General features: G+C 66.4%; 17 protein-coding genes. 8 read left to right on the plus strand and 9 right to left on the minus strand.

All coding sequences use genetic code 11. The features are described 5' to 3' along the window. Window positions 1-65 precede the first annotated feature (65 nt). The 4 genes from ABD231_RS00720 to ABD231_RS00735 all read left to right on the plus strand — a co-directional run bounded on the left by ABD231_RS00720 (window position 66) and on the right by ABD231_RS00735 (window position 5012). Entirely contained in the window at window positions 66-1832 is a 1767-nt protein-coding gene (locus ABD231_RS00720; protein ID WP_344143962.1) for a bifunctional metallophosphatase/5'-nucleotidase, read from the plus strand. A gap of 58 nt (window positions 1833-1890) precedes the next feature. Continuing rightward, complete coding sequence (locus ABD231_RS00725; RefSeq protein ID WP_344143964.1) at window positions 1891-2403, plus strand: SigE family RNA polymerase sigma factor; 513 nt, start codon at window positions 1891-1893, stop codon at window positions 2401-2403. Continuing rightward, the gene (locus ABD231_RS00730) at window positions 2400-3602 is read left to right on the plus strand and encodes a hypothetical protein (RefSeq protein ID WP_344143966.1); all 1203 of its coding nucleotides are present in this window, start codon (window positions 2400-2402) and stop codon (window positions 3600-3602) included. Before ABD231_RS00725 ends, ABD231_RS00730 begins: the two co-directional genes overlap by 4 nt. Before the next feature lie 69 nt (window positions 3603-3671). After that, a complete protein-coding gene (locus tag ABD231_RS00735; RefSeq protein ID WP_344143968.1) occupies window positions 3672-5012 on the plus strand; it encodes an alpha/beta fold hydrolase in 1341 nt (446 codons plus the stop codon). Here the strand turns inward: ABD231_RS00735 and ABD231_RS00740 are convergent. The 7 genes from ABD231_RS00740 to ABD231_RS00770 all read right to left on the minus strand — a co-directional run bounded on the left by ABD231_RS00740 (window position 4997) and on the right by ABD231_RS00770 (window position 13484). Further along, a complete protein-coding gene (locus tag ABD231_RS00740) occupies window positions 4997-6394 on the minus strand; it encodes a GH1 family beta-glucosidase (RefSeq protein ID WP_344143971.1) in 1398 nt (465 codons plus the stop codon). The two genes, ABD231_RS00735 and ABD231_RS00740, sit on opposite strands and share 16 nt — an antisense overlap. A 31-nt stretch (window positions 6395-6425) precedes the next feature. Then, window positions 6426-7436: an ABC transporter ATP-binding protein gene (locus tag ABD231_RS00745; RefSeq protein ID WP_344143972.1), complete on the minus strand. Its 1011-nt coding sequence runs from the start codon at window positions 7434-7436 to the stop codon at window positions 6426-6428. After that, complete coding sequence (locus ABD231_RS00750; RefSeq protein ID WP_344143973.1) at window positions 7433-8461, minus strand: ABC transporter permease; 1029 nt, start codon at window positions 8459-8461, stop codon at window positions 7433-7435. The genes ABD231_RS00745 and ABD231_RS00750 overlap by 4 nt, the downstream gene beginning before the upstream one ends. A gap of 1 nt (window position 8462) precedes the next feature. Continuing rightward, window positions 8463-9443: an ABC transporter permease gene (locus tag ABD231_RS00755; protein ID WP_344143976.1), complete on the minus strand. Its 981-nt coding sequence runs from the start codon at window positions 9441-9443 to the stop codon at window positions 8463-8465. Then, a complete protein-coding gene (locus ABD231_RS00760) occupies window positions 9440-10510 on the minus strand; it encodes an ABC transporter ATP-binding protein (RefSeq protein ID WP_344143977.1) in 1071 nt (356 codons plus the stop codon). The genes ABD231_RS00755 and ABD231_RS00760 overlap by 4 nt, the downstream gene beginning before the upstream one ends. A gap of 70 nt (window positions 10511-10580) precedes the next feature. Then, window positions 10581-12263, minus strand: a complete 1683-nt coding sequence (locus ABD231_RS00765; protein ID WP_344143979.1) for an ABC transporter substrate-binding protein — start codon at window positions 12261-12263, stop codon at window positions 10581-10583. 171 nt (window positions 12264-12434) lie between these two features. Beyond that, on the minus strand, window positions 12435-13484 hold the full coding sequence (locus ABD231_RS00770) for a LacI family DNA-binding transcriptional regulator (protein ID WP_344143982.1): 1050 nt from the start codon (window positions 13482-13484) through the stop codon (window positions 12435-12437). A 281-nt stretch (window positions 13485-13765) separates the two neighbouring features. On the opposite strand from ABD231_RS00770, the gene ABD231_RS00775 reads away from it, so the two are divergent. After that, window positions 13766-14941, plus strand: coding sequence for an ROK family transcriptional regulator (locus tag ABD231_RS00775; RefSeq protein WP_344143985.1), 1176 nt, complete (start codon window positions 13766-13768; stop codon window positions 14939-14941). Here ABD231_RS00775 and ABD231_RS00780 read toward each other — a convergent pair. After that, the gene (locus tag ABD231_RS00780) at window positions 14938-16176 is read right to left on the minus strand and encodes a family 16 glycosylhydrolase (RefSeq protein ID WP_344143987.1); all 1239 of its coding nucleotides are present in this window, start codon (window positions 16174-16176) and stop codon (window positions 14938-14940) included. The two genes, ABD231_RS00775 and ABD231_RS00780, sit on opposite strands and share 4 nt — an antisense overlap. Before the next feature lie 241 nt (window positions 16177-16417). Between ABD231_RS00780 and ABD231_RS00785 the strand changes: the two genes are divergently transcribed. The 3 genes from ABD231_RS00785 (at window position 16418) to ABD231_RS00795 (ending at window position 19589) form a co-directional block, all read left to right on the plus strand. Then, complete coding sequence (locus tag ABD231_RS00785) at window positions 16418-18301, plus strand: ricin-type beta-trefoil lectin domain protein (RefSeq protein ID WP_344143989.1); 1884 nt, start codon at window positions 16418-16420, stop codon at window positions 18299-18301. A 97-nt stretch (window positions 18302-18398) separates the two neighbouring features. Beyond that, window positions 18399-19232 carry a MerR family transcriptional regulator gene (locus ABD231_RS00790; RefSeq protein ID WP_344143992.1) on the plus strand — a complete coding sequence of 278 codons (834 nt, stop codon included), beginning with the start codon at window positions 18399-18401 and terminating at the stop codon, window positions 19230-19232. Window positions 19233-19235: 3 nt separating this feature from the next. Beyond that, window positions 19236-19589 carry a VOC family protein gene (locus tag ABD231_RS00795; RefSeq protein WP_344143995.1) on the plus strand — a complete coding sequence of 118 codons (354 nt, stop codon included), beginning with the start codon at window positions 19236-19238 and terminating at the stop codon, window positions 19587-19589. A 367-nt stretch (window positions 19590-19956) separates the two neighbouring features. Here ABD231_RS00795 and ABD231_RS00800 read toward each other — a convergent pair whose 3' ends face one another. Further along, the gene (locus tag ABD231_RS00800; protein ID WP_344143998.1) at window positions 19957-20589 is read right to left on the minus strand and encodes a histidine phosphatase family protein; all 633 of its coding nucleotides are present in this window, start codon (window positions 20587-20589) and stop codon (window positions 19957-19959) included. Window positions 20590-20603: the final 14 nt, after the last annotated feature.

Raw genomic sequence — 20603 nt, forward strand, 5'->3', positions numbered from 1 at the left:
GGTTCATCATGAGGCAGTCTCCTCTTTGTCGGAAACCGCTTGCTTGGGCCGTATTGGAGGCAGAAATGCGCAGAACGCCACGGTTGGTGTCGACTCTGGTGTTGATCGGCGTGGGGTTGGGTGGAGGGCACGCGGCCGCCGGAGGTGGTGGGCAGGCCCCGGTGCCGGTCCAGCTGGTTTCGATCACGGACTTCCACGGGTATCTGAAGCCGCCGTCACCCGCGGACGGCGGGACGATCGCGGGTCCGGACGGGAAACCGCAGGTGGTCGGCGGGGCGGCGTACCTGGCGACGCATCTGAAGACCATCCGCGCCGGGCACCGGAACTCGATCATGTTCGCCGACGGCGACAGCTTTGCCGGCTGGCCGTTCGAGGTGGACGCGCACGGGGACGAGCCGACGATCGAGACGCTGAATGCGCTCGGCGTCGAGTTCTCCAGCGTCGGCAACCACGAGCTGGACGTGTCGAAGAGCTTCCTGGTCGACCACATGACCAAGGGCAAGTGCTTCGGTACGCCTGGCGTGGACAGCTGCTTCAAGGACTCGACCGGCCGCCGCTTCCACGGTGCCGACTTCGACTTCCAGACTGCGAACATCGTCGACAAGAAGGGCCGCCCGATCGTCGCGCCGTACACGATCCGCTGGGTGAGCGACCACGGTCGCAGCTTCCCGGTCGGCTTCATCGGGCTGACCGTGCCGGATGCGCCCGTCGGCAGTACGTCGTACCAGCCGGATCTGAAGGCACTTGACCCGACCGAGTCCGCGAACCGGGCAGCCGCCGAACTCACCCGTCGTGGGGTGAAGGCGATCGTGCTGAACATGCACGAGGGCGGCACCGACGCGTCGCCGACGTATGACAACTGCGTCAACCCGACCGGTCCGGCGATCGACCTGGCTCGCAAGGTGACTCCGCAGATCGACGCGATCGTCACCGGCCACTGGCACTCGGCGTTCAACTGCAGCATCCCCGACCCGGCCGGCAACCCGCGCCCGGTCGTCGAGGCGGCGAACCACGGCCGGCTGATCAGCGAGATCAACCTGCAGCTCGACCGCCGGACCGGTGAGGTTCTGCGCGACCAGACCACCTCGACCAACCACCCGGTCACGCGTGATGTCACCCCGGACCCGAAGCTCCAGAAGATCGTCGACTACTGGTCGGCCGCGGGAGAGCGCAAGTACGCCGAACCTGTCGCGACCGTGACCGGTGACTTCACCCGCACGGCGAACGCGGTCGGCGAGAGCACGATGGCCGATCTGGCAGCCGACGTACACCTCTGGACCGCCCGCCGCTTCGGGAAGGCTGACCTTGGGTTGATCGCAGCCAAGCCGGCCACCGGTTCCACCGCGCTGCGCGGCGACCTCCTGGTTGCCAACAGCAACAAGCCGGGTGATGCGGACGGGCGGGTACTGCTCGGCGAATCGTGGGAGGCCTACGGCTACGGCAACCCGGTGCTCACGGTCAGCCTGACCGGGGCTGAGCTGGATTCCGTACTCGAGCAGCAGTGGCAGACGCAGCCGAACGGCACGGTGAAGTTCGCGCCGCTCGCGGCTTCGAAGAACGTCAGGTACAGCTTCGACGCGAGCCGTCCGGTCGGCGACCGAGTAGACCCCAAAGATGTCCTGATCGACGGAGTGTCACTGGATCCGGCCAAGACCTACCGCGTCGCCGCGCTCGCCTACACGGTGATCGGCGCCGACGGTTACACAGCGTTCAAGAGTTACTACACCGACCCTGTCCGCACCGACACTGATCACGAGACCTTCGCGTCCTACCTCCGGGCGCACAAGACGATCACCCCGGCGCCGCTCGATCGGGTCACGCAAAGGGGCTGACAACCGTTGCCCCGACCACTCCGTACTCATCGGTGACGGAATGAGTGAGGGGACACGGATGGCGCGAGGAACACGGGACGAGGAGTTCAGCGAGTACGTCGCTCAGCGGCGTACTCAGCTGCGTCGCATCGCCTACCTGCTCTGCGGTGATGTGCACAAGGCGGAGGACCTGGTCCAGACGGCATTGATGAAGCTGTACGTCGCCTGGCACCGGGTGCAGCGCGAGCGCAACATTGACGCCTATGTACGGCGGATCCTGGTGAACTCGGGGATCGACGAGAGCCGCCGGCCGTGGCGCCGGGAGGAGTCCGGGCTGGACGGGTTGGACCCAGCAGCCGAGGAGGGGCTCGCGGTCGAGGATCGGCGGGTGCTGATCGAGGCGCTGGCGAGTTTGCCGCTCGGTCAGCGCCGGGTGGTGATCCTGCGGTACTTCGTCGGCCTGTCGGTCGACGAGACCGCCACCGACCTCAACTGCGGAACCGGAACCGTGAAGAGCCAGAGCGCGCGTGCCCTCGCCCGACTGAACGACTTGCTGAGTGCCCAGTTTCGGGCTGTAGGAGGACACCGATGATGGACGAGCAGCTGCTCATGGAGCGACTGACCGATGCCGCGGCCGCGCAGGACGACCTGTTGCCGCGCGCAGTCGCCGACGATCTCGCGGCTGGGCGTCGCCGCCTCCGCCGACGCCGGTGTCTGGCCGGTGGTACGGCGTTGATCGCGGCCGGCGCGGTCGCGGTCGCGACCATCGGGATGAGCGGCGCGCTGCGGGACACGGCGCAGCTCGAGGTTCCGATCGCCACCCAGAAGCCGCCGACCGCCGCGGTCACCAAGGCCCAGAGTTTCGACGGGTTGATGAAGAGCCTGATGTACAGGCACTTCGACCCGACCAAGAAGCACTTGAACTTCACCACCGGGCCGTTCGAGATCGACAACGATCTCGGCCACCACGGGACCCAGCGCAAGGTCGGCTGGAACAGCGCGGGGGACCAGGGCCAGGGCATGTTCCTGATCGAGCTCAATCGCTCGGGCAAGGGCCTGGGCACCAAATGCGGTTCGTACTTCGAATTCGAGAGCCGGCCGGTGAGCTGCCAGGAGGTGACGCTACCGAACGGCCGCACCGCGATGCTGGGCAGGCGCGGCCGGATGATCGAGTTCAGCTACGTGCAGCCGGACGGGGAGTACCTGAACGTCGCGGTCGACCCGGTCTTCCGCAACAACACCACGATCGCCAGCAAGGACATGGCGGTCACCGACGCGCAGCTGTTCGCGTTCGCCACCGACCCCGAGCTCAATCTGCCGCCGCTGACCACGGACCAGCAGAACCTCGAGAACACCCTGGAGGGCTTTGCGCCGGCCAACGATCAGATCAGGCGAATCGCAGGTCGGCATCTGCCGGGCCAGCTACTGTTCGGCCGGGTTGATCAGCAGCCCGGGGAACTGCTCGTCCTGGCGACCTGGATGCGCGGTCCGGTCCGGGCCGAGGTGGAGATCGGCTTGGATGTGGCGCCGTTGGCCAGCGATTGCCCATCGCAGCTGTCGGTACCGTCCTGCGTTCCGGTGACGCTGCCGAACGGCGCGAAGGGGGAGTACCACGAAGGTGCGCGGACCTATCAGGGTGGACCGCGCTACGTGATGGGTGCGACCTACCAACAGCCCGACGGCGACCTCGTATCGGTTCGGGTCCTGTACGACGGGACCAAGCGGACGGCCGGGGCGATCACCAAGGAGCAGATTCTGGCTCTCGTGTCGGATCCTGGGCTGGATCGGTAGCGCAGCCGCTACCCCACGACGGGCGTGCAGACGGCCGACAGCGGCAGTCGGGATTCCTACCGTCGAGGTATGTGGAGACGAACTGCGGTCCTGGTAGCCATCGCCCTGGCGGCCGGCGGAGTGACAGCCGGCGCGAGCACAGCCGGTGGCCTTCGGTGGGGCGAGTGTGCTGATGAGAGTTTGCGGGCCGCGGGAGCGGACTGTACGACGGTTGTGGTGCCGCTCGATCATCTCCAGCCGGATGGTCGAGTGGTGCGGCTCGCGGTCTCGCGACTGAAGGCGGATCCGGCCAAGCGGCGCGGGGTCCTGCTGACGAATCCCGGTGGACCGGGCGGACCAGGAACGACGTACCCGCTCGATCTGAAGCCGTTGCTGGGTGAGGTGGCGCAGCAGTACGACGTGATCGGGATCGACCCGCGGTTCATGGGGGCGAGTGATCCGGTCGACTGCGGTCCGATCAGGTTGCGCGATGTCTTCCGATCGTCGTTGACGCGGGCGGACTTCAACAAGGCAAGCAAATTGGCGGCGAAGGCGGTGGCCGGATGCAAGGACGATCGGTTGCCGTATGCAAGTATCCGGAATGTTGCCCGGGACATGGATGTGATCCGGGGCGCGTTGGGGGAGCAGAAGATCTCGTACTACGGAGTGTCGTGGGGTGCGGATCTCGGGGTGGTCTACAGCCAGTTGTTCCCGCGGCGGGTCGATCGGATGGTGGTCGACAGCGTGACGGATGTCGAAGGGTCGGAGTACCACCATCTCGCGACCGGTGAACGCGCCGAGGCAGCTTTCGACGAGTGGGCCGCGTGGGTGGCATGGCGAGACGACAAGTACCACCTAGGCCGAACCGGGATGCAGGTCCGCGCAACCATCAAGCGCATCAAGAGTTTGGACAGCGCGACGTTGCCGTGGGCGCTGCAGTCGGCCTTGGGAGACGAGAAGGACCACGAGGTGATGGCGCGCAATGTGCGTGCACTACTCGATGGGAAGTCAACGGATGAGCTGGACGGATGGCTGCAGCAGTACTTCACTACGACACCGATCCTCAGCCGCTTCGCCGCCGCGTCCATCGCGTTCACCTGTAACGACAATGGATGGCCCCGAGCAGACGCGCCGGGTGGTCTGTCCGCCTACTGGCGTGATGTGGTGCGGACTCGAGAGAGCGAGCCGCTCTTTCACACCACATTCCTGCCGTGTGCGTTCTGGAGGTATCACACGAGTGAGGCGGAGCTTGTCATCGGCAATGACGTGCCGATGTTGATCGTGCAGGCGGAGCGGGACAACATTCCGCTCGGGTGGGCGCAGGCGCTGCATGCGAAGTTGCCGAACTCCACCCTCAAGACAGTCGACCGTCGTGCTCATGGGGTGTACGAGTTCATGAGCACGACGGTCAACGACTACCTGGCGCGGTGAGCTTCGGCCAGTTCCTTCAAGTACAAAGCGCTTTGCTTGGGGATGCGGGCTTGGGTGTCGTAGTCGACGCGGACGATGCCGAAGCGCTTGACGTAGCCGTAGGCCCATTCGAAGTTGTCCAGCAGGGACCAGGCCAGGTAGCCGCGGATGTCGGCTCCTTGGTTGATTGCCTCGGCGACGGCGGCCAGGTGGGTGGTGAAGTACTCGGTGCGGCCGTCGTCGGCGACGTACCCGTTCTCGTCGGGGGTGTCCTCGAAGGCGGAGCCGTTCTCGGTGATCACCATCGGCAGGTTCGGGTAGTCCCGGGCGATGCTGAGCAGCAGGTCGGTGAAGCCTTCGGGAACGATCTCCCAATCCATCGCGGTGCGAGGCCGGCCGAGCGGGATGGTCCGGCTGATCGGCAGGCCCTTCTCGTCCGCCGTGCTGCCGTCCTCGGCGTACCCGCTGAACTTCTGGCTGAAGTAGTAGTTCACGCCCAGTACGTCGATCGGTGCCGAGATCAGCTCGAGGTCACCGTCCTGGACGGGGATCTCGGCGCCTTCCAGGGCCAGGTCCGCGACGATGTCGGCCGGGTAGCGGCCGTGCACCAGCGGGTCGAGGTAGATCCGGCGGCCCATGCCGTCGGCGCGGCGGGCGGCCTCGATGTCCGGCTCGGCGTCACTGGCGGGGTACGCCGTAGCCACGTTGAGGGTGATGCCGATGTCCAACTTGCGCGGTGAGGCCTCGCGCATGGCGGTCGTGGCAAGCCCGTGGCCGAGCAGTAGGTGGTGGACGGCGGCGATCGCGGCCGGGTACTCCTTGCGGCCCGGTGCGTGCAGACCGTACGCGTAACCGAGCATCGCGGAACACCACGGCTCGTTCAGCGTGGTCCAGGTGTTGACGCGGTCCTTCAGTGCGTCGAACACCAGCATCGAGTACTCCGCGAACCGGTACGCCGTGTCGCGGTTCGGCCAGCCGCCGGCGTCCTCGAGCTCCTGCGGCAGGTCCCAGTGGTAGAGCGTCACCCACGGGTCGATGCCCTGGGCAAGCAGCTCGTCGACCAGCTTGTCGTAGAAGCCCAGACCGGCTGGGTTCACCGGGCCCTTGCCGCGCGGCTGGACCCGCGGCCACGCGACCGAGAACCGGTAGGTGTCGAAGCCGAGATTCTTGATCAGGGCAACGTCTTCGGGCATCCGGTGGTAGTGGTCGCAGGCGATGTCGCCGACGTCGCCGTTGTCGATCGCGCCGGGTACCTGGCAGAAGGTGTCCCAGATCGACGGCGTCCGGCCGTCCTCGGCGATCGCGCCCTCGATCTGGTACGACGAGGTGGCGACACCCCAGCGGAAGTCGGCCGGCAGACCCGCGATCAGGTCTGCCGCCCCCGAGACGGATGTGGTGCTCATATACACGCCTTTCACAAGCAGTAGAAGGGACTCAGCCGACCGGGACGCGGCCGGGGAGCCAGCAGGCCACGGACCGGCTGGGGTCGTTGCGGGCCGAGGGGATCCCGAGCAGCGGGATCTCGTCGGAGCAACGGTCGAACGCGTGCGGGCAGCGCGGGTGGAACGAGCATCCGGACGGCATCCCGCGCAGGTCGGGCGGTGAGCCGGGGATCCCGGACAGCTCCCGGCGCGGGCCACGCAACGCCGGGAAGGACTTCAGCAGTCCTTCGCTGTACGGGTGCAGCGAGTCCTTGTACAGGTCGGCGGACTTGGCTTCCTCGACGATCCGCCCGCCGTACATGATCGCGATCCGGTCGGAGAACTCGACCAGCAGCGACAGGTCGTGGGTGATGAACAGCACCGAGAACCCGAGCCGCTCACGCAGCTCGACCAGCTGGGCCAGGATCTGCCGCTGCATCACCACGTCGAGCGCGGTCGTCGGCTCGTCCATGATCACGATCTGCGGTTCCAGTACGAGCGCCATCCCGATCATCACGCGCTGCCGCATACCGCCGGACAGTTGGTGCGGGTAGGCGTCCATCCGGTCCGCGGAGATGCCGACCAGCTTGAGCATGTCCTTCGCCCGGGCGACCCGCGCTTCCGGCGAGAGGTCGGGCTCGTGGGCCTTGATCACGTCGAGCATCTGGGTGGAGACCTTGTGCACCGGGTTGAGCGAGTTCATCGCGCCCTGGAACACGATCGACGTCTCCGCCCACCGGAACGCCCGCAACTCGGGGTCGGTCAACGCCATCACGTCGTACGGGTCACCGCCCGGCGGGTGGTAGGTGACCGAACCACTGCTGATCACACCGGGCGGCGGCAGCAGCCGAGTGACGCCGTACGCGAGCGTGGACTTGCCACTCCCGCTCTCACCGGCGAGCCCGAGCACCTCACCACGATGCAGCGTCAGCGTGACATCGCGCACCGCGCGCACACCCTGATCGCCCAGACCGTAGTCGACGCTGAAGTCCTTGATCTCCAGGACAGGTTCCTTGGCCGTCACGCGGCTGCCTCCTTCTTCCGTACGACGGGAGTCGGCGGGACCGCCTTGTTGCCGAGTACCGGGGTGAAGCCGACGCGCATCCGGACCGAGTGACCGTCCTTGGTCTTGACCCGGGTGTGACCGCTGCTGCGCAGTCGCGGGCTGACGAACTCGTCGATGCCGAAGTTGATCAGGGAGAGCGCCGTACCGAGGATCGCGATCGCGAGACCGGCCGGGACGAACCACCACCAGGCGCCCTGGGCAAGGGCCTGCTGGCTCTGCGCCCAGAACAGGATGGTTCCCCAGTTCCACTCGGAGATGGTCGAGATACCGATGAAGGCCAGGGTGATCTCGGACATGATCGCGAAGATCACCGTACCGACGAAGCTGGAGGCGATGATCGCGGTCAGGTTCGGCATGATCTCGGCGGTGATGATCCGCCAGGTGCTCTCACCGGTCGCGCGGGCGGCCTCGACGTAGTCCCGCCGGCGCAACGACAGGGTCTGTGCCCGCAGGACCCGGGCACCCCAGGCCCACGAGGTGAAACCGATGACGAGGGCAACCATCAGGTCACCCGCGCCCGGGATGGTCGAGGCGACGATGATGATCAGCGGCAGGGCCGGGATGACCAGGAAGACGTTCGACAGTGCGGACAGACCCTCGTCGGCCGCGCCGCCGAGGAAGCCCGAGCTGACACCGATCAGGATCGACAGCGCGGTCGCGACGAGACCAGCCAGCAGGCCGACGAACATCACGCCCCGGGTGCCGACGAGCATCTGACTGAAGATGTCCTGGCCGAGGTGCGTCGTACCGAACCAGTGCTTGGACGACGGCGCCTGGATCAGGTCACTGCTGCGGGCCGACGGGTCGTACGGCGCGATCCAGGGACCGATGATCGCGATCAGGCAGAAGAAGCCGAGCACGATCAGCCCGGTCGCGGCCTTGCCGTTGGCAACGAACCGCAACCGGCGGCGCCTGGCCGGCTTGACCTCGACCGCGGGTCCTTCCGGGCTCACCGCGGTGACGGTGCTGGTGGGTGCGGACATCTCAGCCCTCCTTCCGGGTGCGGGGATCGAGGAGCAGATAGGCGACGTCGGCGATCAGGTTCGCGACCAGGACCGACAGCGTGATGACCAGGAAGACGCCCTGCATCAGCGGGTAGTCCTTGGAACCGACGGCCTGGAACAGGTTGTAGCCGATACCGGGGTAGGAGAAGACGATCTCGACCAGCAGCGTGCCGCCGACGATGAAACCGAGCGACAGTGCGAAGCCGGAGACGTTCGGCAGCAGCGCGTTGCGTGCGGCGTAGCTCATCATCACGCGCTTCTCGGGCAGGCCCTTGGCGTGCGCGACGGTGATGTAGTCCTCGGAAGCGACCGTCACCATCATGTTGCGCATGCTGAGGATCCAGCCGCTGACCGACGAGATCAGGATGGTGATTGCCGGCAGCAAGCTGTGCTGGATCGCGCTGCCCATGAACTCAGGGGTCCAACCCGGCACCAGGCCGGGCTCGTAACCGCCCGACGACGGGAAGATGCTGTCCGGACCGGCCAGCAGGGTGATCGCCAGCAGACCGAGCCAGAAGTACGGGATCGACGACAGGAACGTCGTCACTGGCAACAAACCGTCGAGCCAGGAACCACGGCGCCAGCCGGCGAGTACGCCGAGACCGGTGCCGATCGCGAAGCTGGCCAGCGTGGTCAGGCCGACCAGGGCGATCGTCCACGGCAGGCTCTGCTGCAGGATGTCGATGACCGGAGTCGGAAAGAAGGTGAACGACAACCCGAGGTCGCCGCGGAACACCTGGCCCCAGTAGTCGACGTACTGGCTCCACATGCTGGCGTTCTTGTCCAGGCCGAACAGGACGTAGAGCGACTGGATGGCCTCGGTGCTGATCTGGCCCTGGTACTTGTTGATCAGCGAGGTGACCGGGTCACCGGGGATCAGGCGGGGGATGAAGAAGTTGATCGTCAGCGCTGCCCACGCGGTGAACAGGTAGAACGCGATGCGTTGCAGAAGGAACTTCACTTGGCTGCTCCTTCCTCGTAGAGCCAGCACGCGGCCCAGTGGCTTTGGCCGTTGTCGACGATCGGCAGTTCGAAGCGAGGCGGCAGTTCGGTCGAGCACTTCGGCATCGCGTGCACGCAGCGCGGGTGGAACCGGCAGCCGGTCGGCGGAGCGATCAGGCTCGGCGGCTCACCGCTGCCCTGGTCCTCCGGCGCGCGCAGATCGCCGACTCGGTCGAGCCGGTCGGGATCCGGTGCGCTCTCGATGAGCAGTCGGGTGTACGGGTGTGCGGGGTGCTGGGTGACGGTCTCGGAGTCACCGCCTTCCACCATTCGGCCGGCGTACATGACCATGGTTTCGTCAGCGAAGTAGCGGGCCGAGGCGATGTCGTGGGTGATGTAGAGGATGGCCAGGTTCAGCCGCTCCTTCAGATCACGCAGCAGGTTCAGGACGCCGAGGCGGATCGAGACGTCGAGCATCGAGACCGGCTCGTCGGCGAGCAGGGCCTCGGGATCGGCGCCGAGGGCGCGGGCGATCGAGACGCGCTGGCGCTGACCGCCGGACAGCTCGTGCGGGAACTTGTCCAGATAGCGCTCCGGGGGAGTCAGCTGGACGCGCAGCAGCAGGTCGCGCAGGTTCGACTCGAGCTCGGCCTTGTTGTTGCCGGCCCGGCCGTGGATCTTGAGCGCGCGGGTCAGGTGGTATCGCACGGTGTGGGTCGGGTTCAGCGACGCGAAGGGGTCCTGGAAGATCATCTGGACCTGGCGGCAGTACGCCCGGAACTTCCGGCCGCCGCGCACTGTCACGGACTGGCCGTGCAGGCGGATGTCGCCGTCGGTGCGGTGATGGAGCTGGGCCAACAGGCGAGCCACCGTCGACTTGCCCGAACCGGACTCACCGACCAGGGCGGTCACGCGGCCGCGGCGCAACGTCAGGTTCAGGTCGTCGACCGCGTGCACGACCTTGCGATCGCGGGTCAACAGGTCCCGGAGACCACGCCGTACCGGGAAGTGCTTGGTGAGGCCGTCGGCCTCCAGAACTACTTCAGGGACCACCGCTGGGGCCACCGCTGGGTCGGTCACCGTCATGATTACAAGACTCCTCGCATCGTGGCACCGCGGCGCCGGGAGCACTGGCTCCCGGCGCCGCGGTCCGGCCTCACTGAGAGCCGGCGGGCTTCAGGTTCAGGACGATCTGCAGAGCGTTCTGCTGGGTCGGCTGACCCGGCGCGTACGAGTTCTGCTCGTCCGGCCACCCGGTCCAGTTCTTGGTGCTGTAGAGACCGCCGACGTTCGACGCCGAGGTCGGGATCACCGGCATCTGCTCGACCATGATCTTCTGCAGGCCGTTCAGCGCCGTCTGCCGGGTCGCGTCGTCGGTGGCGTTGGCGTAGGTGTCGAGCAGCTTGGTCGCCTCGGGCGAGTTGAAGCGCCCGTAGTTGCCGCTGATCCCGCCCTTGCCGACCGGCTTCAGGATCTTGCCGTCCATGATGTTCTGGTAGATGTCGAACGGCGTGGAGCCGCCGTTGGTCCAGTGCATGCCGGCCTCGAAGTTGCCTTCGTCGAAGGCCTTGAACCAGGCGTCCTGGTTGGCCTTGTCGACGGTCGCCGCGATACCGATCGTGGACAGGTTGTCCTTGATGATCTCCAGGTCGGTGATGTAGTCGGACCAGCCGGCCGGGTTGGTCAGCGTGATCTTGACCGGCTGCCCGCCCTTGTCCTTCAGCACGTTGCCCTCGAGCTTGTAGCCGGCCGCGGCCAGGTCGGCCTTGGCGCCCTCGACGTCGACGGCGTGCTTCTTGTCCTTGTACTCCGGCGCGATGAACGACTCACCGGCCGGGGTCGGGATCCCGGTGATGGACTCGACCTTCGGGTAGAAGTACCCGGCCTCACCCTGCATGAAGATGTCGTCGCGGTTGATGACCTTGTCCATCGCGCGGCGCAGCGCCGGGTCGTCGAACGGCTTCTTGGTGGTGTTGATCCACAGGCCGTGGATACCCAGGTTCGCCGGGAAGTACAGCTTGTGGTTCTTCGGGTCCTTGTCCTGGTAGACGGCCTTCACGTTCGGGACGAAGACGAAGCTCCACTCCGAGGAGCCGTTGGCCAGCGCGGTGGTCTGCGCGTTGTTGTCGTTGTACGACGTGTACCGCAGCTCCTTGACCTTCGGCAGGTCCTGCCAGTACGAGTCGCGCAGTTCCAGCGTGGTGGTCTGCGGGGTGAACGACTTGATCTTGTACGGGCCGGTGCCGACCGGGGTCTTCAGCGTGTCCTGGCTCGGGTCCTTGATCGCCGACCACTGGGCCTTCTGGACCACGAAGACGGTCAGGATCTTGTTCTGGTTGACGAACTGCGACCGCTCGAAGACCAGGTCGACCTTGTTCCCGGTCTGGGTGATCGTCTTGTACGGGATGGCGTCGGAGTTCAGGCCTTCGTTCTTCTGTCGGAGCTGGAAGGTGTAGGCCACGTCCTCGGCGGTCATCGGCGTACCGTCGGACCACTTCACGCCGTCGCGGATGGTGAACGACAGCTTGGTGAAGTTGGCGTCCCACTTCCACTCGGTGGCCAGCCACGGCTTGCCGGGCTCGGTGGGCTTGATGCCGTTGATCATCACCAGCGGCTCGAAGATCATCCATCGGTACCCGAGCGAGGCGCCCGAGGAGGAGCCGAGGAACGGGTTGTGGTTCTCGGTCTGCGGACCGTTCGGCATACCGACGTTCAGTACGGTCGCGGCGGTGCCGGAACCGCTTCCGCTGGTCTTCCCGTCCCCGCTACTGCAGGCAGCCAGCGTGGCTGCCGCGAGCAAGCCCGTCAGGGCCAGCGCGACGCTCCGTCGTGCTCGCATCTCGGTTCCTCCTGTGCATTTCGTGATGGCGGATGGTCCACCCCTGAGCCTGGGTGGGCCAGTGCATGGTGGCGTGAAAGCGCTCTCATTGGAAGAGCGGACGCCTTAACAGATCGGTATCGAGGACTTCACCGGCGGCGGAGCAGGGGCAGCTGCCCCGCCGCCGGAGCCTCAGGTGTGGGACCGGGCGGACGGGGCGGACGGACCGATCCTCGGGGCGGATTTGGGAGCGGTTGAGCTGCGGACGATCAGCGTCGTCGGCAGCACTTGGGGTTCCTCGGGCAGCGGGGTCCCGCCGAAGTAGCCCATCAGCATCCGGGCCGCCGCCTGACCCATCTGGCGCATCGGCTGATGCACCGTGGTCAACGGCGGTTCGGTGTGCTGGGCGTACGGGATGTCGTCGAAACCGACGACCGACACGTCGTTCGGCACGTTCCGCCCGGTCTCCCGGACGGCCTGGATGGCACCGCCGGCGGACAGGTCGTTGTGTGCGAACACCGCGTCGAAGTCCAGACGCTGGTCGAGCGCCTGCTGGACGCCGTGGCGTCCGCTCTCGTGGGTGAAATCGCCTTCGAACACGAGTCTCGGGTCGAGCTCGATGCCGGCTTCGGCGTAGGTGTCGCGGAAGCCGTCCAGGCGTTCGTGCGTGCAGCCGAACCGCTCGACACCGGTGATCACCAGCGGCCGGTGCCGGCCGAGCTCGATCAGGTGCCGGGCCGCGGACTGCCCGCCGGCGTAGTTGGTGGTGGCGACGGACGGGAACTGGGGGCGCTTGTCGCGGTCGTCGATCAGGACGACCGGCAGACCCCGCGCGTGCAACTGCTCGATGTAGGTGAGCGTGCCCTCGGGCTCGATCACCAGCAGGCCGTCGAACGACTGCGCCGACACCTGCGAGGCGAACTGGTGCATGGACTCCGCACCGCGGTTGAAGGTGAACAGCAGCAGGCCGTAGCCCTCGCTCTCGACCACGTCGACCGCACCCTGCAGCACCTCGCCCATCCAGGGCCAGGTCAGCGACGGGACCAGCATGCCGACGACCCGGGTCCGGCCGCGGGCCAGACCGACCGCCCGGGCACTCGGCACGTAGCCGAGCTCGGCGATCACGGCGCGGACCCGCTCGGCGGTGCGCAGATCGAGCTCACCCTTGCCGTTCAGGACGCGTGACACGGTCGTCTTGCTCACGCCGGCTCGTGCGGCGACGTCGGCGATGGTGATGGACACGCTGAATCTCCCCTCGGGCGGTGGGGTGGCGGGATGTTGCTGTGATGTTGCGCTGGTGTTCGGAACCGGTTTCGGAAGCGGTTCCGTAGAGTGAAGCCGAGTGACCCAGGTCTCGTCAATCACGGTGCGGTAACGAATCACCCCTTAATTCACAGTCTGGAGAAAGTCGCCCCTTCCGGGTCGGGCGCCGGCCGTGATGGACTCGGGTCCAGCGGCCCGGCAGGGGCCGGGGCAAGCAGGGGGCTGGAACGATGGAGTATCGGCGGACGACGGTGCGGGACATGCGCCGGTCCAACCGATCGGTGATCCTGACCGGCATCTACCGCGACGGACCGCTGAGCCGGCAGGAGCTGAGTGTCCGTACGTCGCTCAGCGCGGCCAGCGTGAGCAACCTCGTCACCGAGTTGATCGCCGAAGGTGTCGTCGAGGAGGCGGGCTCGGTCGAGTCCGAAGGCGGTCGGCCGCGCGTGCTGCTGCGGGTCGCCCGGGATTTCCGGTACGTCGTCGGTGCCGAGGTCGGCGAGACGATGGTTCGGGTCGAACTGTTCGATCTCGCCCTGAATGCGGTGACCACTGTCGATCATCCGATCGACGAGCCGAAGCCGGAAGTCGTCGTAAAGCACGTGCTGGAAGGGCTTGCGAGCGTGATCAGCACATCCGGCGTACAGTCCGCGCAGGTGCTGGGACTCGGCGTCGCGGTGTTCGGAATCGTCGACGCGGATGCCGTCGTACACGCTCAGACGCTCGGGTGGGACGCCGTACCGTTCGGTCAGATGCTTGCCGAGGGCACCGATATTCCGATCCTGGTGGACAACGGCGCGAACACGCTCGGCCAGGCTGAGATGTGGTTCGGCGCCGGCCGCGGTGCGACGGACGCGGTGGTCGCGCTGGTCGGTTCAGGTGTCGGCGCCGCGCTGGTCACCGGCGGGTCCAGCTATCGCGGGACGCGCAGCAGCGCGGGCGAGTGGGGACACACCACGATCATGTACGGCGGCCGCGGGTGCCGCTGTGGAGCGTCCGGGTGCCTGGAGGCGTATGTCGGTGCCGAGGATGTCCTCGACCGCTATCGCGAGGCCGGCGGTGAGTTGTCGACGACCGACGAGGAGGCGGCGTTCGCCGAACTGCTCGCGGCGGCGGAGAAGTCGGAGCTCGCGGCAACGATCATGGACGACACGATCGGCTATCTCGCGGCGGGCTTCGCGAATCTGGTCAACCTGGTCAACCCGGAACGGATCGTTCTCGGCGGTTGGGCCGGGCTCTTGCTGGGGGAGCGGTACCTGCCGCGCCTGCGCGAGGAGGTCGGCAAGCATGCGCTCCGCCAGCCCTACTCCCAGGTCTCGATCGTGCCGTGCGAACTGGGCCGCGACGCCGTTGCTCTCGGCGCCGCGACCCTTCCGATACTGCGGTTGCTGCAGGACGGCGGCGTACTGCCGCCGTCCCGGGTTCCTGCCGGTTAGGTGATGTTCCACTTCTGGTTGGCGCCGCCACCGCAGGTCCAGATCTGGGTCGGGGTGGCGTTCGCCGAATTGTTGCCGGTGACATCGAGACACTTGCCTCGGTTCACGATGTCGTTGTTGCCGTACGACCACCGTTGAGCCGTATTGCCGTTACAGGTGGCGATTTGCACCCGGGTGCCGTCCGCGGTTCCCGCGTTCGCGACGTCGAGACACTTGCCCAGGGCACGGATCGTGCCGTCGCCAGGACGGCTCCACGACTGGGCCGCCGTACCGTTGCAGTCGTAGAGCTGGACCGTCGTACCGTCGGCGGGGTTGGCGCCGGCGACGTCCAGGCACTTGCCGGCCAGGCCGGTGATCTGGCCGTTGGTGCCCGTGCCGTCGAGGGTGGAAACCCGGACGTAGTCGATCGTCATCGTCTGCGGCATCACGGTGGAGCCGTCCGGGTAGCCCGGCCAGTAGCCGCCGACCGCGACGTTCATGATCATGAAGAACGGGTGGTTGAAGACCCACTGGTCGCCGCCGAGGTCGGCCGGCGTACGGCGCTGGTACTGGACACCGTCGACGTACCAGGTGATGACGTTCGGCGCCCAGTCGACGCGGTAGGTGTGGAAGTCGTTGCGGAACGGCTGACCGTTCGGTGAGTTGTAGGCCGCGCCGATCCCCTCGGCGCCGGAGTAGCCCGGGCCGTGGATGGTGCCGTGCACGGTGTTCGGCTCGCGGCCGATGTTCTCCATGATGTCGATCTCGCCATTGTTCGGCCAGCCGCCACCTTGGGAGCCGAGCATCCAGAACGCCGGCCAGACACCCTGGGTGCCGGGGATCTTGATCCGGGCCTCCCAGCGGCCGTACGTCTGGGTGAAGGTCTGCGCGGTGAGCAGCCGCGCCGAGGTGTACTCACAGGTGCCGTAGTGGCACTGGAACCCACCGCTCTCGCGGCGGGCGGTGATCACCAGGTTGCCGTTGCCGTCCTTGGCGGAGTTGCGGGTGCTGTTGGTGTAGTACTGGCGTTCGTTGTTGCCCCAGCCGGAGCCGCCGATGTCGTAACGCCACTTGTTGGCGTCCGGCGCCTGCCCGGCCGGACCGTCGAAGTTGTCCTCGAAGGTCGTCGCCAGTACGGCTTGCTCGGCTTGAGGGGCCTGCGGCAGGGCTTGGGCTGGTGCTTGCAGAAGGGCGGCGCCGACGAGTGCGGCACCGGTTGCGAACAGGGCCGCGATGCGGGAACGCTGCAGTTTCATGCGTGCCTCAAATCTCCACGGGGGCGGTCGGGACGAGACAGGGATTTGGTCCCGCAGCTTGCTGTGAGAACGCTCTCAGGTCAAGGCCGGGACTAAATAAAAGACCTGAAAAAAGTCCGTGCTGTGACGTTGACACCGGTCACCACCGATGGTTCGCTCGTGCTGACACACCGTTGCGGCGCGGGCAGACGCCACAACATCGCCCCCTGTCTGTAGTCCTTGCTCACAAGGGAGACCGCCCATGCCCGCGAACGGGTTATCCCGTCCTGCCCGCGTCCTACCGGTCGCAGTGGCCACGCTGTGCGCCGTCGCCGCCGGCCTCGGTTTCGGTACGGCGACCGCACCGGCCGCCCAAGCCGCCGGTGAACAGGTCAACGTCTACCTGACCACCACGAACGACTCGGCCGGCCAGAACGTGACCCGCGGTCTGCAACAGCAGACCCCGATCAACTTCGGCCCGGCCGGCGGTTCCGCGAACCAGACGGTCACGGTCAACGAGAACACGACGTACCAGTCCTGGGAGGGCGGCGGCGCGTCCTTCGCCGACAGCTCCGCGTGGCTGCTGAACAGCAGCAACACGATCACCGCCGCGACCCGCAACCAGGTGATGAAGGACCTGTTCGACCCGGTCAACGGGATCGGATTGTCCTTCGTCCGGAACCCGATGGGCGCGTCCGACCTCGCGCGGTTCAACTATTCGTACGACGACACCTGTTGCGATCTGAACGACTTCACGATCAACCATGACCTGGCCGACGTCGTACCGCTGACCAAGCAGGCGCGTCAGCTCAACCCGTCGCTGAAGGTGATGGGGTCGCCGTGGTCGGCGCCGGCGTGGATGAAGGACAACAACAAGTTCACCAACCGCGGGTGGCTGAAGGCCGAGTACTACCCGATGTACGCGCAGTACTTCGTCAAGTACGTGCAGCAGAACGCTGCCCAGGGCAACCGCATCGACTACGTGACAGTGCAGAACGAGCCGACCTGTTGCGGCACCGACAACACCGGCTATGCGTCGATGAACTGGAACGGTGCCGGCCTGCTGAACTTCACCAAGAACCACCTGTTCCCGGCGTTCCGGGCGGCCGGGATCACCACCAAGGTGATGGTGCTGGACTACAACTGGGGCAACTACAACGACCTCGGTTCGGTCCCACTTGCTGATGCCGGGCTGCGCAACGACCCGCTGTTCGGCGGCATCGCCTGGCACGGGTACGGCGGCGATGTGAACCTGCAGACGCAGATCCACAACCAGTATCCGGCGGTCAACGCGTACATGACCGAGCACTCGGGTGGAACGTGGATCCCGAACCAGCAGGTCGAGGACATGAACAACCTGATCGACTACACCCGCAACTGGGACAAGTCGTGGGTGAAGTGGGGTCTCGCGCTCGACCAGGACCACCTCCCGTACGTCGGTGCGGGGTGCAACGTGTGTACCGGCTTGGTGACGGTGCAGCGGGGTGGCAGTCGGGCGGGCCAGGTGGACAAGACGGTCGAGTACTACACGATGGGTCACCTGACGAAGTTCGTCCGGCCGGGTGCGCTGCGGATCGACTCGAGTGCCAACAACTCGGTCAAGAACGTGGCATGGAAGAACCCGGACGGCTCGAAGGCGCTGATCGCGTTCAACACCACCGGCGGTTCGCAGTCGGTGCGGGTGAACTGGGGCTCGCAGTCCTTCGTCTACACGCTGCCCACGAAGACCTCGGCCACCTTTGTGTGGAACGGTTCGCAGAGTGGCGGTGGCGGTGGTCAGATCACTGGGCTGGCTGGGAAGTGTGTTGATGTCGCCGGTGCGAACTCTGCGGACGGTACGGCGGTGCAGCTGTACGACTGCAATGGGTCGGCGGCGCAGCAGTGGACTCGCTCCGGCAACACGCTGCAGGCGCTGGGTAAGTGCCTCGACGTCAGTGGTGGTGGCACGGCCGACGGGACGCGCGTCCAGCTGTGGACATGTGTTGCTGGAAGTCCTAATCAACAGTGGACCTACTCGAACAACGATCTGGTGAATCCACAGGCTGGGAAGTGCCTGGACGTGACCGGGAACAACTCGGCCAATGCGACACCACTACAGATCTGGACGTGTAGTGGCGGCGCCAACCAGAAGTGGACCGTCTCCTAAGTCTTTCCTGCCAGTTGCCCGCCCGGCCGCCCCCGGGCGGGCCTTGGCATTTGCAGGCATTTGACCCTCCAGCTACCGGAGGGTCCAAGCTTGGCGCATGACGGCGACAGTGACGGTCGGCGAGTTCTCGCGGCTAACTCATTTGAGTGTGAAGACCCTGCACCACTACCACGAGATCGGCCTGCTCGCGCCGGTCTCCGTGGACTCGTCATCCGGGTACCGGCGGTACGGCACCGACCAGGTCGGCGTCGCGCTGCTCATCCGGCGGCTTCGCGACTTGCGGATGCCGATCCCCGACGTACGGGCTCTCGTCTCGTCGACCGATGAGTCTGCGCGTGAGGAGACACTGCGCGTGCACCTCGACCGGATGGAGCGCGAGCTTCAGGTGACGCGAGACGTGGTCACCTCGTTGCGCGGTCTCCTGACGGCCGCGCCGGAGCCGCTGCACGTCGACTACCGGTACATCCCGCCGTTTCGCGCGTACGGCGTCCGTGGGCGAGTCGAGCGTCCGCAGATCGGGCCGTGGTGCGTCGACTCGTTTGGCCGGCTGAACGAGTTGGCCGCCGTACACGACATCCGGGCGACGGCGGGAGCGACGTACAGCGATGACTTCTTCACCGAGGACGAAGGTGAGGTGATCGCGTTCCTGCCGGTCGCGCCGACCCAGGAGCCGGCCGACGGTTTCGAGCTGGTCGACCTGCCCGGCGGGTTCTTCGCCATCGCCGTACACGCCGGCGCCATGGCCGACTTCGACCGCACGTACGGCGCCCTCGGCTCACACGTAGCCGAGCACTGCGAGGTCGCACCGGGGCCCATCCGCGAGCTGTACGTCGTCTCGCCCGGGGACACCCCCGACGAGAGTTCCTACCGCACAGAGGTCTGCTGGCCGATCCAGCAGCTCCCATCTGATTCCCCTGTATCGAAAGGCTGAACCGTGTCCATCACTCTCGAGAACATTGCCTTCGACTGCACCAACGCAGCCACCCTGGCCACCTTCTGGGCCGGCGTCCTGTCAGTCGAAGTAGATGCCGAAGCCAACGAATTCTTCGCCACCATCAACCGAGCTGCCGACGCACCCACCCTGATGTTCCTCCAGGTCCCCGAACCCCGCACCGCCAAGAACCGCCTCCACCTCGACCTCGCCACCGCCGACTGGTCCACCGAACTCGACCGCCTCCTGGCCCTAGGCGCCCAACGCCTCGACGAGCACAACGAATACGGCACCCACTGGATCACCCTCGCCGACCCCGAAGGCAACGTCTTCGACCTCGCCGAACACAAGGACTGACCGAGGCGGACCGCCCCCACTCACCAACCTCCAAAACCCGGCCTGACGGTCGCTCGGCTGAGCGTGCGGCGAGCACCCCGCACGGAGTTGGTGAGTGGCTGGGGTCCGTGCCGGGCTCGGCCGGAGACGTTTGTGGGTGGTTGCTCGACGCGTCGGCCGACTAAAAAGAAGTGTGGCTGGGCGAGGCGGTGGCTGGGCGGGATGGCGAGGACGGCTACCGCGGCTCGCGTTGCTTGGGGCTGACGGGCTTTGGTTGCCGTCCGGGAAAGAGGCCGCCGAGCAGCTGACCCTTGCCATCGTCACAAACCGGTGCCTGGTGCTCTGGGCGGTAACTATTTCTCATATATCGCCCAAAAATTACCGCCCCTCACGTTTCCTCTCGGAGGTGGTGGGTTTCGTTGAGGGTTAGGACCTGGTTGCTGTGGTGGGTGTCGTTTCGGCGGAGGGTGGTGATGCTGCCGGGGGTCAGGGGGAAGAAGGCTCGGTCGGTGGTGGATTTGGGCATGCCCAGCCAGGCGAGGATCAGGTAGCTGGTGGCGGAGCCGTGGGAGACGATGATCTGGGTTTCGATGGGGTTGCTGAGGATGTCTTCCAGGGCTGGGTAGAGGCGGTCGACGAGGGCCAGACGGGTTTCGGCGCCGGTGGGGCCGTCGTGGTGGGTTAGGCGGTCGCCGTGCTCGGGGAGGGGGATGCGGCGTTCGGCGAGCCAGGATTGGGGGCGGCCGTCGGCTTCGCCGTTGGTTCGTTCGCGGAGGCGGGGATCGGTTTGGACCTTGACCGCGAAGCGTTGAGCGATCGGCTCGGCGGTTTGGACGGCTCTGTGGAGATCCGAGGACCAGACCTCGACTGCTGCGGAGCTGATCCGGTTCGCCAGGACCTCGGCGATGCGTTCGGCTTGGGAGTGGCCGCGGGTGGTCAGCTCTGAGTCGTACCAGCCGCCGACCAGACCGTCGACATGATGCTGCGCCTCGGCATGGGTGACGAGGTAGAGGTGCCTCATGGTTCTCCTTTGCA

This window comes from Kribbella yunnanensis (genome assembly GCF_039529655.1).
GTDB classification, from domain to species: Bacteria; Actinomycetota; Actinomycetes; order Propionibacteriales; family Kribbellaceae; genus Kribbella; species Kribbella yunnanensis.